Origin of the sequence: Pedococcus bigeumensis, assembly GCF_006438965.1 — a bacterium.
GTDB lineage: Bacteria > Actinomycetota > Actinomycetes > Actinomycetales > Dermatophilaceae > Pedococcus > Pedococcus bigeumensis_A.
Genome location: NZ_RCZM01000001.1, coordinates 463,872 through 479,386 on the forward strand (window position 1 = coordinate 463,872; position 15,515 = coordinate 479,386).

The 15,515-nt window shown below is 69.4% G+C and carries 9 protein-coding genes; 2 read left to right on the forward strand and 7 right to left on the reverse strand.

The window, feature by feature from the left end; genetic code table 11:
• Positions 1-35 precede the first annotated feature (35 nt).
• Positions 36-1,349 carry an ATP-grasp domain-containing protein gene (locus EAH86_RS02080; protein WP_140736955.1) on the forward strand — a complete coding sequence of 438 codons (1,314 nt, stop codon included), beginning with the start codon at positions 36-38 and terminating at the stop codon, positions 1,347-1,349.
• A 331-nt stretch (positions 1,350-1,680) separates the two neighbouring features.
• Here the strand turns inward: EAH86_RS02080 and pgm are convergent, their stop codons facing one another.
• The 6 genes from pgm to EAH86_RS02110 form a co-directional block, all read right to left on the reverse strand.
• On the reverse strand, positions 1,681-3,327 hold the full coding sequence (gene pgm, locus EAH86_RS02085) for a phosphoglucomutase (alpha-D-glucose-1,6-bisphosphate-dependent) (protein WP_140736956.1): 1,647 nt from the start codon (positions 3,325-3,327) through the stop codon (positions 1,681-1,683).
• Complete coding sequence (locus EAH86_RS02090) at positions 3,324-3,875, reverse strand: VanZ family protein (RefSeq protein WP_140736957.1); 552 nt, start codon at positions 3,873-3,875, stop codon at positions 3,324-3,326. The genes pgm and EAH86_RS02090 overlap by 4 nt, the downstream gene beginning before the upstream one ends.
• The gene (gene glgB, locus EAH86_RS02095) at positions 3,872-6,070 is read right to left on the reverse strand and encodes a 1,4-alpha-glucan branching protein GlgB (protein WP_140737479.1); all 2,199 of its coding nucleotides are present in this window, start codon (positions 6,068-6,070) and stop codon (positions 3,872-3,874) included. Before glgB ends, EAH86_RS02090 begins: the two co-directional genes overlap by 4 nt.
• 467 nt (positions 6,071-6,537) lie before the next feature.
• Positions 6,538-7,977: a maltokinase N-terminal cap-like domain-containing protein gene (locus EAH86_RS02100; RefSeq protein WP_140736958.1), complete on the reverse strand. Its 1,440-nt coding sequence runs from the start codon at positions 7,975-7,977 to the stop codon at positions 6,538-6,540.
• Positions 7,970-9,679 (reverse strand): maltose alpha-D-glucosyltransferase, encoded by a 1,710-nt coding sequence (treS, locus tag EAH86_RS02105; RefSeq protein ID WP_140736959.1) that lies wholly within the window; start codon positions 9,677-9,679, stop codon positions 7,970-7,972. Before treS ends, EAH86_RS02100 begins: the two co-directional genes overlap by 8 nt.
• Positions 9,679-11,928, reverse strand: coding sequence for an alpha-1,4-glucan--maltose-1-phosphate maltosyltransferase (locus EAH86_RS02110; protein ID WP_140736960.1), 2,250 nt, complete (start codon positions 11,926-11,928; stop codon positions 9,679-9,681). The genes treS and EAH86_RS02110 overlap by 1 nt, the downstream gene beginning before the upstream one ends.
• A gap of 33 nt (positions 11,929-11,961) precedes the next feature.
• On the opposite strand from EAH86_RS02110, the gene glgP reads away from it, so the two are divergent.
• A complete protein-coding gene (gene glgP / locus EAH86_RS02115; protein WP_140736961.1) occupies positions 11,962-14,541 on the forward strand; it encodes an alpha-glucan family phosphorylase in 2,580 nt (859 codons plus the stop codon).
• Positions 14,542-14,645: 104 nt separating this feature from the next.
• On the opposite strand, the gene EAH86_RS02120 is transcribed toward glgP, so the two are convergent.
• Positions 14,646-15,506, reverse strand: coding sequence for an LLM class flavin-dependent oxidoreductase (locus tag EAH86_RS02120; protein ID WP_140736962.1), 861 nt, complete (start codon positions 15,504-15,506; stop codon positions 14,646-14,648).
• Positions 15,507-15,515 lie beyond the last annotated feature (9 nt).

Below are 15,515 nucleotides of genomic sequence, written 5' to 3' on the forward strand. Positions count from 1 at the left end.
AGTAAGCGCGCCCCCTGAGCCGACAGGATGGGTGCATGGCAAAGACGCAGGAACACCTCATCGGACTGTTGCTGGGCGCGGAGGGTGACTGGCCGCGCGCGTTCGAGACGCTCGCCGGGCGGCTGGGCGTCCTGACCGGCCCCGACGGCTCGAGCCACCAGATCAACACCGAACGCATGACGATCGAGCCGTTCAACCTGCGGGACAAACCGCGGCAGGACCTGGTGATCGACCGACTGGCCTACTGGTACTACCACCCGCGGGAGTGGCTCAAGAAGGCCGCCCTGATGGATGACGTCTACCTGCTCAACAGTCCGTTCACCTTCCAGTCCATGGAGAAGCACTCCGCCTACTGTGCCCTGCTGCGCCTGGGGATGAACGTCCCCGAGACCGTCCTGGTGCCCTACAAGAACCCCATCGACAACGCGCGCTGGGCCTTCACGGCGGCCCGCTACAACAAGGAGTTCGACCTCGACGCGATCGCCGAGCAGATCGGCTACCCGCTGTTCATGAAGCCGTTCGACGGTGGCGGCTGGCGCGGCGTGTCACAGGTCAAGAACGTCGACGACCTGCACAGCGCCTACGACGACTCCGGCGAGATGCTGATGCACCTGCAGGCGTCGGTAGCGGACTTCGAGGTGTTTGCGCGCGCGCTGACGATCGGGCCCGAGACGATGGTGATGAAGTTCCAGCCCGACGAGCCGATGCACAACAGGTATGCCGTCCAGCACGGCTTCCTCGGCGAAGGCGTGGGCACCGAGGCGGTCACCATCGCCCAGACGGTGAACGCGTTCTTCCGGTGGGAGTTCAACTCCTGCGAGATGCTCGTGAAGGACGGCGTGGTCTACCCGATCGACTACGCGAACGCCTGCCCGGACGTGGCTGTCACCTCGCTGCACTACTACTTCCCGTGGGCGATGAAGGCGCTGCTCAAGTGGTCGGTGTTCTGCGTGGCCACCGGACGCAAGGCGCGCACCCAGGTCGACACCGGGCCGTGGTTCGAGATCGCCGACGACGCGGCGCTCGACTACGGCGCGAAGCTCGGGGCGTACCAGGGGCTGGCCGATGCCCACTTCGACACCGACCACTACCGCGAGTTCTGTGAGGTGGCGCTCCCGAACATCGACGACATGGTGCTCGAGTGGGTGGACTCACCCGACTTCCGCAGCCTGCTGACCGACACCATCCAGACGACCTATCCCCAGCACGAGTGGGACAAGTTCGAAGGCCACTTCGGCGGCCTGACCAAGATGTGGGTCAAGGACGAGCAGTCCCGGCTCGGCACTGGCAGCTCTGCTGTCGACGAGACCGTCGTGAGCGGGCCGGCGCCCGCCCTCACGGCCGACTGAAGGTCAGTCGCCTGCTGGACGCACGATGAACGGGCCCCGCCAGTCTGGCGGGGCCCGTCGGGTCATGCGGGGTGCGGGAGCCTCAACAGGCCCGGCACTCCTGTTCGATCTGGTGTCGGCGTGCCTCGGGCTGCATGAGCCGGGGGCGACGCAGGCCGCGGAGCTGGTCGAGTGTGGCAATGTTGGGACGCGAGCTGCCCATGCGAGGCAACGTGCGAGGCCCGGGCGTGTGTGGCGGGTTCGTGGGCGTCATGTCTTGGTCAACGGAGCGTCCCTCCGGTTTGTTCCGGAGGATGCCTCCGAATTTATCCGCCCCGGTCAGCCGCCTCGGTCAGCCGCCGAGGGCCGCTCCGACGACGTCCTTGGCCTCGGCCTGCACCTGGGCGAGGTGCTCGGCGCCCTTGAACGACTCCGCGTAGATCTTGTAGACGTCCTCGGTCCCCGACGGACGGGCGGCAAACCACGCGCTCTCGGTCGTCACCTTGAGACCGCCGATGGCTGCCCCGTTGCCGGGCGCCTCGGTCAGCTTGGCCGTGATCGGCTCACCGGCCAACGAGTCGGCAGCCACGTCACCGGGGGAGAGGGCGGCGAGCTTGGCCTTCTGGTCGCGGGTGGCCGCGGCGTCGATGCGTGCGTAGGCCGGGTCGCCGTGCTTCTCGGTCAGCTCGCTGTAGTGCTGGCTGGGGCTCTGGCCGGTCACGGCGAGGATCTCGGAGGCGAGCAGCGCCAGGATGATGCCGTCCTTGTCGGTGGTCCAGGCCTTCCCGTCGCGGCGCAGGAACGACGCACCGGCCGACTCCTCGCCACCGAAGCCGAAGCTCCCGTCGATGAGTCCGGGCACGAACCACTTGAACCCGACCGGCACCTCGACGAGCCGCCGCCCGCCGATGTCGGCAGCGACCCGGTCGATCATGGAGGAGGACACCAGCGTCTTGCCGATGGCGGCATCGGCCGGCCAGTCGGGGCGCGCGCCACCGAACAGGTACTGGATGGCCACAGCGAGGAAGTGGTTGGGGTTCATCAACCCGCCGTCCGGCGTGACGATGCCGTGCCGGTCGGAGTCGGCGTCGTTGCCGGTCGCGATGTCGTACTCGTCCTTGCGCTCGATGAGGGACGCCATCGCGTAGGGGGAGGAGCAGTCCATCCGGATCTTGCCGTCCCAGTCCAGGGTCATGAACCGCCAGGTCGGGTCGACGAGAGGGTTGACCACGGTGAGGTCGAGGCCGTGGCGCTCCGCGATCTCCCCCCAGTAGTGGACCGCGGCGCCGCCCAGCGGGTCTGCTCCGATCCGCACGCCGGCGTCCTTGATCCGTTGCAGGTCGACGACGTTCGGTAGGTCGTCGATGTAGGTACCCAGGAAGTCGTAGGGCTGTGCGTGGGCGCGAGCCCGGCTGAAGGGGATGCGACGGACGTCCTTGAGGCCATCGGCGATCAGCTCGTTGGCGCGGGCAGCGATGACCTTCGTCGCATCGCTGTCCGCGGGCCCTCCGTGCGGCGGGTTGTACTTGAACCCACCGTCCGCGGGCGGGTTGTGGGAGGGGGTGACGACGATCCCGTCGGCGAGCACCGACCCGCTGGTCCGGCCCTCGTTGGCGCGGATGATCGCGTGGCTGACAGCGGGTGTGGGGGTGTAGCCGTCGCGGTCGTCGACCAGGACGATCACGTCGTTGGCTGCCAGCACCTCGAGCGCCGAGGCCCAGGCCGGTTCCGAGAGGCCATGGGTGTCACGACCGATGAACAGCGGACCGTCGTAGCCCTGAGAGCTGCGGTAGTCGCAGATGGCCTGGGTTGTCGCCAGGATGTGGGCCTCGTTGAAGGCCGTCTTCAGGCTGGACCCCCTGTGGCCCGACGTGCCGAAGGCGACCTGTTGGTCGATGTCGTCCGGGTCCGGCACCAAGGTGTAGTAGGCCGTGACGAGGTGGGCGACGTCGACGAGGTCGGAGGGCTGGGCGAGCTGTCCTGCGCGCGGGTCGTTCATGGGGCCACCCTTCCACTTTCGCGCCGTGCTGCCCACCGCAGTCCCACGAGCAGGATCCCCGCAGCCAGCCCCAGCAGCACTCCCGTGAGGTTGTCGGCCAGGTCGGTGGTGTCGCAGGCTCGCTGCAGCCCCCGGAAAACCTGCTGACCGGCCTCGTAGCCGAAGGGGAGCGCCGCCGCCACGGCGACGACCGCCAGCCCCTCGGGACGGCGCAGCCGAGTGGCGACGAGGGCGGCGAAAACCCCGACGGGCACGAGCAGCAGCACGTTGAGGATGCGCTGGTCGTCAGCGGTGACTGCAGCGAGCCCCAGGGCCACCGGGTGGATGGCACACGACCGGTCGGGTTCGAGGACCCCGGTGTCGGTGACGCCCGGCGGCGACATGGTCACCACGGTGGCGAAAGCCACCGCACCCCCGAGCAGGACGCGCTCGAGGGTGACGACGAGGTGGGCGCGGCCGCGCCAGACCCACCACGCCGCCAGCACGGCATACGCCAGGACGACCGGGACCACGAGCACGGGGATCCGGTAGCCCCAGAAGTGGGTCACCCGGCAGTGTCCTCCACGGGGGCGAGGTAGACCGCGGTGAGGGCCGCCACCCGAACCTCGACGGAGTAGGGCTGGCCGTCGGCGCCCTGGTCCTGGGCCGTGACGACGACCTCCGCCTGGCTCGGGGTGCCGAACTCGTCGTATCCGCTCGTGTCGAGGATGACCTTCCAGTCACCGGCTCGCGGAACACCGATCCGCATCGGGTCACGGGCGAGCCCACCGAAGTTGACCACCACCGCAACCACGGCTCCCTGGCGGTCCGGCGTGCCGAATCGCAGGTAGGAGTAGGTGTTCCACGAGTTGTCATCCGCGTTGAGCCACTCGAAGCCGGCAGGGTCGGAGTCCAGCGCCCAGAGCGCCTCGTTGCCGCGGTAGACCCGGTTGAGCTCCTTGACCAGGTTGTGCACGCGGTAGTGCGCGGCGTGGTCGAGCAGCCACCAGTCGAGCCCTCGGCCGTCGGCCCACTCGGCCTCCTGGGCGAACTCGGTGCCCATGAAGAGCAGCTGCTTGCCGGGGTGGCTCCAGATGTAGGCGAGGAAGGCACGCACCGTCGCCAGCTGGTCGTAACGGCTGCCGGGGACCTTGCGCAGCAGCGACCCCTTGCCGTGCACGACCTCGTCGTGGCTGATCGGGAGAAGGTAGTTCTCGCTGAACGCGTACATGAGCGAGAAGGTCAGCAGGTGGTGGTGGTACTGCCGGTGGATCGGGTCCTCCTTGAGGTACTTCAAGGAGTCGTTCATCCAGCCCATGTTCCACTTCAGCCCGAAGCCGAGCCCACCCGTGCTGGTCGGCTTGGTGACGCCCGGCCAGGACGTGGACTCCTCGGCGATCGTGACGATCCCGGGCACCCGCTTGTATGCCGTGGCGTTGGCCTCCTGGAGCAGGCCCACCGCCTCGAGGTTCTCGCGGCCGCCGTGGATGTTGGGGATCCACTCGCCGTCCTTGCGGGCGTAGTCGAGGTAGAGCATCGAGGCGACGCCGTCGACCCGGAGGCCGTCTATGTGGAACTCCTCCATCCAGTAGACCGCGTTGGCCACGAGGAAGTTGCGCACCTGCATCCGGCCGAAGTCGAAGATGTAGGAACCCCACTCGGGGTGCCAGCCCTTGCGCGGGTCGGCGTGCTCGTAGAGCGGCAGCCCGTCGAACCGCGCCAGCGCCCAGGGGTCGGTGGCGAAGTGGCCGGGCACCCAGTCGAGGATCACGCCGATCCCGGCCTGGTGCAGCCGGTCCACGAGGTAGCGGAACTCGTCAGGACGACCGAACCGTGCGCTCGGGGCGTAGTAGCTCGTCACGTGGTAGCCCCATGACGGCGGGTACGGGTGCTCCATGACCGGCATCAGCTCGACGTGCGTGAAGCCCAGGTCGGCCACGTAGTTGACCAGGTGCTCCGCGAGGTCCACGTAGCTGTGGTCGCGGCGCCAGGACCCGAGGTGCAGCTCGTAGACGCTCATGGGGGCCGTGTGCGGGTCGCTCTGGGCCCGCGTGGTCATCCACTCGTCGTCGTCCCAGCGGTAGCGCGACTGCACGACCGACGAGGCGCGACCGGGGGGCAGCTCGGTGGCACGGGCCATCGGGTCGGCCTTCTCGCGGACCTTCCCGTCGGCCCCCCGCACGAGGAACTTGTAGAGGGTGCCGTCGCCGACGCCCGGGATGAACAGCTCCCAGACCCCGGACTCGCCGAGCAGTCGCATGGAGTGGCTGCGGGTGTCCCAGCCGTTGAAGTCGCCAGCCACGTGTACGGCCTGGGCGCGTGGTGCCCACACAGCGAAGGACGTGCCGACCACGGTGCCCATCGGGCCCGGGTACTCGCGGACGTGGGCGCCGAGGACGGTCCACAGCTCCTCGTGCCGGCCCTCACCGATGAGGTGCAGGTCGATCGGCCCGAGCGTGGGGGCGAACCGGTAAGGGTCGTCCATCTCGTGCTCGATGCCGTCGGCGTAGGCGACGATGAGGCGGTAGTCCTGGGTCTCGGTGGCACCGACGCGCAGGCCACCCCAGACGCCGTCGCTCTCGTGGGTCAGCTCGATCCGCTCGCCGTCCTGGAACCGCACCGCCACCACGGACGCGAACGGCCGGTAGGCGCGCACGATCAGGCCGTCCGCCTCGAGGTGGTGGCCGAGCAGGTCGTGCGGCTGCTGGTGCCGGCCGTCGGCCAGGGCGCGGATCGCCTCGGCGGGCGTCGTGGGTGCGGGCACCGGCTCCGGGTCGCGGTCGACGGGGGGCTCGGTGACCGGCCGGGCAGCAGCGCGAGCCGCGACGCGGGTCGCGGGCGCAGCCGGTTGCTCCGCATCAGTAGCGGCCTCCGGGTCGGGGAGGCCGAACCAGGTGCGCGTGGCGGGGGCTTCGGCGGCCGGTGCATCGGTAGCCGACGTCGACTCAGCGGCGTCCTCAGTGGCGTCCTCGGCGGAGGTCGGCTCGACTGCGGCATCCGAGGCCGTCAGGTCGGCCACGTCAACAGCGGGCGTCTGCTCGGCGCCGTCATCCGCGGGCGTCGGCTCCGCGTCCTCGGTGGCCGTCGGCGCGGCACCATCATCGGGCTGCGCCGGCTCCGCCACGTCCTCGACCGGTGTCGCCTCCGGGGCGACCTCGGGTGCCGAGGCCTCGTCGGGCGTCGTAGCAGCAGACGGCTCCGACTTCTGCTTCTTCTTGCCGAACCGTGGGCTCATGTCAGGTCTTTCCTCGCGTCGTCGAGCAGTCGGACCACGGCAGCCGTGGGAATGGTCAGCCAGGTCGGCCGGTTGCGGGCCTCGTACACGACCTCGTAGAGGGCCTTGTCCAGCTGGAAGGCAATGAGTAGCGCGGCGTCCTCGCGCGGGTCGCGACCGCACTGCGCGGCGTACCCGTCGAGGAAGGCCTCCTGGGCGCCCTGCGCCCAGTCACGGGCGCTGCCGCCGGGATGGGACTGCTCCCACGAACCCGCGGCGTAGTCGAACGAGCGCAGCATGCCGGCGATGTCGCGCACGGCGAGGTCGGGCAGGCTGCGTTCGGCGAGCGGACGCAGCGGCTCGCCCTCGAAGTCGAGCAGCACCCAGCCCCGCTCGGCCACCTTGAGCACTTGGCCCAGGTGGTAGTCGCCATGGATACGTTGCAGCGCAGGCCAGCTCGCGTTCACGGCGCGGTCGACCACATCGGCGATCCGGTGCTCGTAGGCCGCGAGTGCCGGGACCTCGGAGGCAGCCGCGATGTACCGCGCGCGCATCCCTGCCGCGACACCGGCGATCGCCTCGGGGGACACGGGCTCGGTGGGGAGCACCTCCGCCAGGCGGGCGTGCACCTCCGCGGTGGCCGCGCCGAGCTGGCGGGCCGACTCGTCGAAGTCCTCGTGGGCGGCGACCGCGCGCAGCGCGACCCGCCAGGCATCTTCGGTGCCGGGGAAGAACTCCTGTGCGAACGCCAGGTGCCCGTATGCCGGCTCGTCAGCGTCCGCGACGCTCGGCCAGGTGGCGCTGACCGTGCCGACCATGGTGGGCACGCGCGTCGAGCCCGCCTCGGACAGCGCCCCCTGCACCGTGACATCGGGGTTCTCGCCGGCCTGCAGGGTGCGGAAAACCTTGCAGATCAACGGCTTCGGCACACCATCGCCGTCGGTGCAGTCGAAGATGATCGAGGTGTTGGACTGCTCGCCGGACAGCACCTTGGCGGACTTGAGCAGGGTCTCGGACGTCCACGACGGGTGTCGTTTGGACACGACGGCCGGCTCAGGGGTGTCGGAGGCGCTGCCCGCCTGGGGGGCGGCCTGCTCGAGGACCAGGGCGAGCAGCTGGGCGGCATAGACCGGGTCGTGGGTGCCGTCGTAGACCCAGCGCTTGCCCAGCACGCTGTGCTCCATGGTGCCCACGAGCGCGTGCTGGCCGCCATCGAGCGGCGCGCCGCGGTAGGTGAGCGGGACCTGGTAGAGCACCGGCTCGGGGCCGCCCTCGTCGACGACGAGCAGCGTCTCGATGCCCACCGCTCCGGCCGGGTCGTCGAGCCGCCACGACCAGACCTTGCGCAGCACCGGGAGCCGGCCCTTCGCGGCATACCACCGCTGGCGCGCCATCCACGGACCGATGAGCTCGAGCTTGGTCGGGGAGATCGTGGCGGTGTCGTGGATCTCAGCCATGCGCTGCACCTGGCACCAGTCGGAGCCAGAAGAAGTCACGGGAGCCGAGGGTCAGGGTGATGGTGCCGTCGTCCGAGATCTTCGGGAACCCTTGTCCGCCAAAGAGATCCTCGAGGTTGGCGCCCCGGAACTCGTCAGGGACGCGGATCACCGTGGCTTGCGGACGGCTGGCGAGGTTGTTGACGCACAGCACCGCCTCGGCATCGCCGCCGCCGTCCTGGTCCCAGGTGACGCGCAGGTAGGACAGCACCGCCTCGTTGTCCGAGGGGCAGATCTCGAAGTCGCCGAGCCCGAACACCGGGTGCCGCTTGCGGATCTGGAGCATCGCCCGCACCCAGTGCAGCAGCGAGGAGCTGCTGGCCATCTGGGCTTCGACGTTGACGTTGTTGTAGTGGTAGACGAGGGACGACACGACGGGCAGGTAGAGCTTGCCCGGGTCGGCGGACGAGAACCCGGCGTTGCGGTCCGGCGTCCACTGCATCGGGGTGCGCACGGCATCACGGTCGTTGAGCCAGATGTTGTCGCCCATGCCGATCTCGTCGCCGTAGTAGAGGCACGGTGATCCGGGCAGCGAGAGCAGCAGCGCGTGGATCAGCTCGATCTCGGCCCGGCTGTTGTCGAGCAGCGGCGACAGCCGCCGCCGGATGCCGACGTTGGCCCGCATCCGGGGGTCAGGGGCGTACCAGCCGTACATCGCGGCGCGCTGTTCCGGCGTGACCATCTCGAGGGTGAGCTCGTCGTGGTTGCGCAGGAAGGTGCCCCACTGGGTGCCCGGCGGCTTGTCCGGAGTCTCGGCGAAGACGTCGACGATCGGCGCCGCCTTCTCCTCGCGCAGCGAGTAGTAGAGCATCGGCATCACCGGGAAGTGGAAGCACATCTGGCACTCGGGCGCCTCTTCGGTGCCGAAGTAGTCGACCACGTCGGCCGGTGGCTGGTTGGCCTCGGCGAGCAGGATCCGCCCGGGGTACTCGGCGTCCACCATGGCGCGCAGCTTGGCCAGGAACTCGTGCGTCTTCGGGTGGTTCTCGCAGTTGTGGCCCTCCTCCTCGTAGAGGTAGGGGACCGCGTCGAGCCGGAAGCCGTCGATACCCATGTCCATCCAGAACCGGACGACGTCGAACATCGCCTCGTGGACAGCGGGGTTCTCGAAGTTGAGGTCGGGCTGGTGGCCGAAGAACCGGTGCCAGAAGAACTGCCGGCGCACCGGGTCGAAGGTCCAGTTGGACACCTCGGTGTCGATGAAGATGATCCGGGCGTCGGAGTAGGCGTCGTCGGTGTCGGACCAGACGTAGAAGTCGCCGTACGGCCCTTCGGGATCCGAGCGGGATGCCTGGAACCACGGGTGCTGGTCGCTCGTGTGGTTCATCACGAAGTCGGTGATGACGCGGATGCCGCGGGCGTGCGCCTGCGACACCAGCTCCTGGAAGTCCGGCAGGGTGCCGAACTCGGGAAGCACCGCGGTGTAGTCGGCGATGTCGTAACCACCGTCGCGCAACGGCGACGCGTAGAACGGCGGCAGCCACAGGCAGTCGACGCCGAGCCAGGCGAGGTAGTCCAGCCGGCCGATCAGCCCGGTGAAGTCACCCGACCCGGCGGCGTTGGAGTCGCCGAAGGCGCGCACCAGCACTTCGTAGAACACTGCGGTCTTGAACCACTCCGGGTCGTGCTTGAGCCCCGGCTGGCTGAGGTTGAGACCCTGCATCAGAACCTCCGGATTGCGACGATGTGGACGGGCTCGGTCTCGGGTCCGAGTCTGACGTAGACGTGCTCTCCCCAGTGCCACGACCCCCCGGTGATCAGGTCCTGGGCGGCGATCCCGTCGTGGTAGTCGAGGCCGAGCGCAGGCATGTCGAGGTGCACGGTCGACTCGCGCGTGCTGTGCGGGTCGAGGTTGGCGATGACGATGATGGTGTCGTCCGTGCCGTCGGCCAGGATCCGCCGCTTGGAGAACGCCATGATGTTCTCGTCGTCCACGTGGTGGAAGGTGATGTTGCGAAGCCAGTGCAGCGTGGGGTGGTCGCGGCGGATCTCGTTGAGCTTGGTGAGGTAGCCGGCCAGTGACTGGCCCTCCTTGACCCCGCCGGGCTCGTAGTCCTCCCAGCGGCGGTTCTTGTACTGGTACTTCTCGTTGTCGATCTGCTCCTCGGCGCCCGGCCGGGCCACGTGCTCGATCAGCTCGTAGCCGGCGTAGATCCCGTAGGTCGGCACCAGTGTCGCCGCCAGCGCGGCTCGCAGCTTCCACGCCGCGGGACCGCCGAACTGCATGTAGGGCGTGAGGATGTCGTGCGTGGTGGGCCAGAACGACGGGCGCATGTAGGCCGCAGCGTCGCCGGCGAGCTCCTCGACGTACTCCTCGAGCTCCCACTTCTGGTTGCGCCAGGTGTAGTAGGTGTAGGACTGCTGGAAGCCGACCTTGCCGAGCGAGTGCATCATCGCCGGTTTGGTGAACGCCTCGGCCAGCCAGATCACGTCGGGGTGGTCACGGCCCACGTCGGCGATGATCCACTGCCAGAACTCGACCGGCTTGGTGTGCGGGTTGTCGACGCGGAAGATCTTGACCCCGTGGTCGATCCACACCTGGATCACCCGGCGCATCTCGGCGAACGACCCGACCGGGTCGTTGTCGAAGTTGAGCGGGTAGATGTCCTGGTACTTCTTCGGCGGGTTCTCGGCGTACGCGATCGTGCCGTCGGCACGGTGCTTGAACCACTCCGGGTGCGTCTTGACGTAGGGATGGTCGGGGGAGGCCTGGAGCGCGATGTCCATGGCGATCTCCAGGTCGAGCTCGGCAGCCCGCGCGACGAAGTAGTCGAAGTCGTCGAAGTCGCCGAGGTCGGGGTGGATCGCGTCGTGGCCGCCGTCGGGGGAGCCGATCGCATAGGGGCTGCCCGGGTCGTCGGGGCCGGCGCCGAGGGTGTTGTTGGGTCCCTTGCGCGCTGTCGTGCCGATCGGGTGGATCGGCGTCAGGTAGACGACGTCGAAGCCCATCCGAGCGATCGCGGGCAGCCGCTCGGCGGCGGTACGCAACGTGCCGCTCGTCCACTTCCCGGTCTCGGGGTCCTGCACCGCGCCTTCGGAGCGGGGGAAGATCTCGTACCACGCGCCATACAGCGCACGCTCACGCTCCACGAGCAACGGGTATGCCGTGGACGGGCTCACGTACTCACGCAGCGGGCGGGCGGCCAGCTCGGCCCGCACGGACGGGTCGGTGCCGGCGTGCAGCCGTGCCAAGGGCGGGCGGCGGGTGTCACGCAGCGCGGTGACGGCGTCCTCGAGGACGGCCCGCTGCTCCGCGGTGCGGCTGACCTCGGACAGGGCGCGCTCGAGCACGAGGGCGCCCTCCTCGAGCATCAGCTCGGCGTCGACCTCGGCCGTCACCTTGATGGTCGCGTCGTGGTCCCAGGTGCCGTACGGGTCGGACCAGCCCTCGACGCGGTAGGTCCACCACCCCTCGCTGTCCGGCTCGACCACGGCGCTCCAGGTGTTCAGGCCCGGGTTGACCGACGTCATCGCGGTGAGCCGCTCCGAGCCGTCCGGCGCCACGAGGACGACGGAGGCGTTGACGGCGTCGTGTCCCTCGCGGAAGACGGTGGCTCCGACGGTGAACTGCTCACCCACGACGGCCTTGGCCGGCCGGGCTCCTCCGTCGACGACCGGGCTGACGTCCTGGACCGGGATCCGGCCGATCGGGGCCTGGGGGGGAGTCGTCGTCGGAGCCGCGGGGGCGGTCTGCGGAGCAGGCTGTGGTGGTGCCTTCGTCGGAGTGGTCGCGCCCGATGACCTTCGGCTGGTGCGTCGAGCGGCGGATGAGTCAGGAGTGTCAGGTGTGGTGGCCTGTGGCGTCGCTGTCACGGGCCCGACGCTACTCGGTCTGGGGCGACGCGCACCTCCCCATCTGCACAGATGGACGGCGTGATGCAATTTCTTGAAAGTTCTGCAAGAACGCGTCATTCAGATTGAGGTTCAGGCCTTAGGATGCCCCACGTGAAGGCGATCCGACGCTTCAGCGTCCGTACTGTTCTGCCCGCGCCGATTGCCGCTCTCGGCGACCTGGCCAGCAACCTGCGGTGGTCCTGGCACCCACCCACCCGCGACCTGTTCCAGCGGATCGATTCGCAGCGGTGGGACAAGGTGCGCAAGGACCCCGTCCGCCTGCTCTCGACGCTGTCGCCGAAAGAGCTTTCCGACCTTGCCGGCGACTCGGAGTTCGTCTCTGCGGTCTCGGCCGCCAAGGCGGACCTGGACCGGTACCAGTCGGAGCCGCGGTGGTTCCAGGCGTGGGCCGGCGAGGTCGAAGGCGGCGCCCCCAAGGCGATCGGCTACTTCAGCCCCGAGTTCGGCATCACGGAGGTGCTGCCGCAGTACTCCGGGGGCCTCGGCATCCTCGCCGGTGACCACCTGAAGACGGCGTCCGACCTCGGTGTCCCGATCGTCGGTGTCGGCCTCTTCTACAAGACCGGCTACTTCAAGCAGAGCCTCAACCGTGATGGCTGGCAGCAGGAGACCTACCCGGTGCTCGACCCGGACGGGCTGCCGCTCAGCCTGCTCCGCGAGGAGGACGACACCCCGTGCGTCATCACGCTGGCGCTGCCCGGCGGCCGTGAGCTGCACGCCCACGTCTGGAAGGCGCAGGTCGGCCGCGTGCCGCTGCTCCTCCTCGACTCGGACGTCCCCGACAACGACGACGCCGCCCGCAACATCACCAACCGCCTCTACGGCGGCGGCGGCGAGCAGCGGCTCCAGCAGGAGATGCTGCTCGGCATCGGTGGTGTCCGTGCGCTCCGTCTCTGGTCGCGACTGACCGGCGCCCCGACGCCGGACGTCTACCACACCAACGAAGGCCACGCCGGGTTCCTCGGCGTCGAGCGGATCCACGAGCTGACCCAGTCCGCGGGGCTCACCTTCGAAGAGGCCCTGGAGGCCGTCCGCGCCGCCACCGTCTTCACCACGCACACCCCCGTGCCGGCCGGCATCGACCGGTTCGAGGCCGACCTCATCACCCGCCACTTCGGCGGCGACCTCGCCGTCGAGGGCGTGCCGATCGACCGGCTGCTGACCCTCGGCGCCGAGGACTACCCCGGCGGCCAGGCGGGCATGTTCAACATGGCCGTGATGGGCCTGCGCCTCGGACAGCGGGCGAACGGCGTGTCGCAGCTGCACGGTGTGGTCAGCCGCGAGATGTTCGACGGGCTGTGGCCGGGCTTCGACGACGACGAGGTCCCGATCACGAGTGTCACCAACGGTGTTCACGCCGGCACCTGGGTCGACCGCAAGGTCTACGAGGTCGCCGCCAAGCACCTCGGCACCACCGACATCGAGCGCCACAACGCGTGGGACCGCATCGGCGAGGTGCCTCGCGACGCGATCTGGTCGACCAAGCGCGAGATGCGCGAGCAGCTCGTCAAGGAGGCCCGCCGTCGCACCAGGTCGTCGTGGAAGAAGCGTGGCGCCAGCCCGGCCGAGCTCGGCTGGGTCGACGACATCCTCGACCCCGACGTCCTGACCATCGGGTTCGCCCGCCGGGTGCCGACCTACAAGCGGCTCACCCTGATGCTCCGCGACCCCGACCGCCTCAAGAAGCTGCTCCTCGACGAGAAGCGGCCGATCCAGCTCGTCATCGCCGGCAAGTCCCACCCGGCCGACGAGACCGGCAAGCAGCTCATCCAGCAGATGGTCCGCTTCGCCGACGACCCGGAGATCCGCCACCGCATCGTGTTCCTCCCGAACTACGACATCGCGATGGCGCAGTACCTCTACCCGGGCTGCGACGTGTGGCTCAACAACCCGCTGCGCCCGTTCGAGGCGTGCGGCACGTCCGGCATGAAGGCCGCTCTCAACGGCGGCCTCAACCTGTCGATCCTCGACGGGTGGTGGGACGAGTGGTTCGACGGCGAGAACGGCTGGGCCATCCCGACCGCTGACGGTGTCGAGGACGCCGAGCGCCGTGACGACATCGAGGCCGCTGCGCTCTACGACCTCATCGAGAACTCGGTCGCCCCGCGGTTCTACGACGTCGACGCCGAGGGACTGCCGCAGAACTGGATCTCGATGATCACGCACACCCTGGCGACGCTCGGGCCCAAGGTCCTGGCCAGCCGGATGGTGCGCGACTACACGACCCAGCTCTACGGACCGGCTGCCCGGGCCGGGTGGTCGCTCAACGGTGCGACGTTCGAGGGCGCCCGCGACCTCGCCGCCTACAAGACCAAGGTCAAGGCGGCGTGGCCGAGCGTGCACGTCGACCACGTGGAGTCCTCGGGTGTCGGTGACAGCCCGCAGATCGGCGAGACGCTGCACGTCCGCGCCTACGTCTCCCTCGCCGACCTCACGCCTGACGAGGTCGACGTCCAGGTCGTCTACGGCACGGCACGCGACTCCGACGAGCTGCGCGACGTGTTGAGCGAGCCCCTGCAGTTCGTCGAGTCCTACGAGGGTGGTCGACACCAGTTCGCGGGCGACCTCGCGCTGGCTCGCACCGGGTCCTTCGGCTACACGGTCCGGGTGCTGCCCAAGCACGCCGGTCTGGCCAGCACGAGCGAGCTCGGGTTGGTGGCCAACGCCTGAGGCGTCCCCCGAGGTCACCACAAGCCAACAGCAGCAAGGTATGCCGCGTGCGGAGGTCCGCACGCGGCATACCTTTGCCTTGGGTCGAGTGGTGCTCCTGGGGCTCAACGGCCCTTGAGCAGCTCGACGACGGGAGCCAGCCGATCGGCGTTGTCGACACCGGCGCAGACGTAGGAGACCCCGGTGACCGCGCGACGTCGCTGGAGGGTCTCGGCCATCTCGGCCGGGCTCCCGGGGAGGTAGCTCGCGGCCCCGGTGGCGAGCAGCTTGTCGACGGTCAGGCCCATCCGCTCCTCCAGCCAGGCCGGGATGTCGTCGCCGACGGCGCTGAGGTTGGTGTTGAGGACGACCTGCCTGCCGGCCTCGGCCGCAGCGTCGGTGACGACCCGGCCCATCCGGGCGACCTCCGCCTCGTCCGCGAAGGGTGAGGCGCCGAGCGCGACCACATCGGCCGTGCGCCCGGCGAGGGCCAGCATCTTCGGCCCGGAGGCTGCCACCGTGACCCGCACTGCGGGGGTGCGGGCGCGGACGGCGGTGATGGTCTGCTCCAGGTGCGACATCCGCTCTGTGGGCGTGCCGAACGGGATCCCGAGCCGCTCCGCCTCGGCCTTCGAGTCGGGACGGCCCGCGCCCAGACCCATCTCGACGCGACCGCCCGAAAGCTGGTGCAGCGCAGCGGCATCCGCGGCGACGTGCCCGGGGCTGCGCAAGGGCGTGGCGATGACGTAGGGGCCCACGCTGAGGCGCTCGGTCACGGCCGCGGAGGCTGCATTCGCGACCACCGGGGCCACGGCGTCGAGGTTGTCGGGCACCAGCAGGCTGTCGAAGCCCAGCGCCTCCACGCGGCGCGAGAGCTCGAGCCAGTCCAGTCCCGGGCGCGGCATCGCGACCAGCCCGAACCGGAACTGCGCGGTGGATCGGTTGGTGGGCGCTGTGGTGGTGGTGTGGTCGGTCTGGCTGGTCATCGTCGCTCC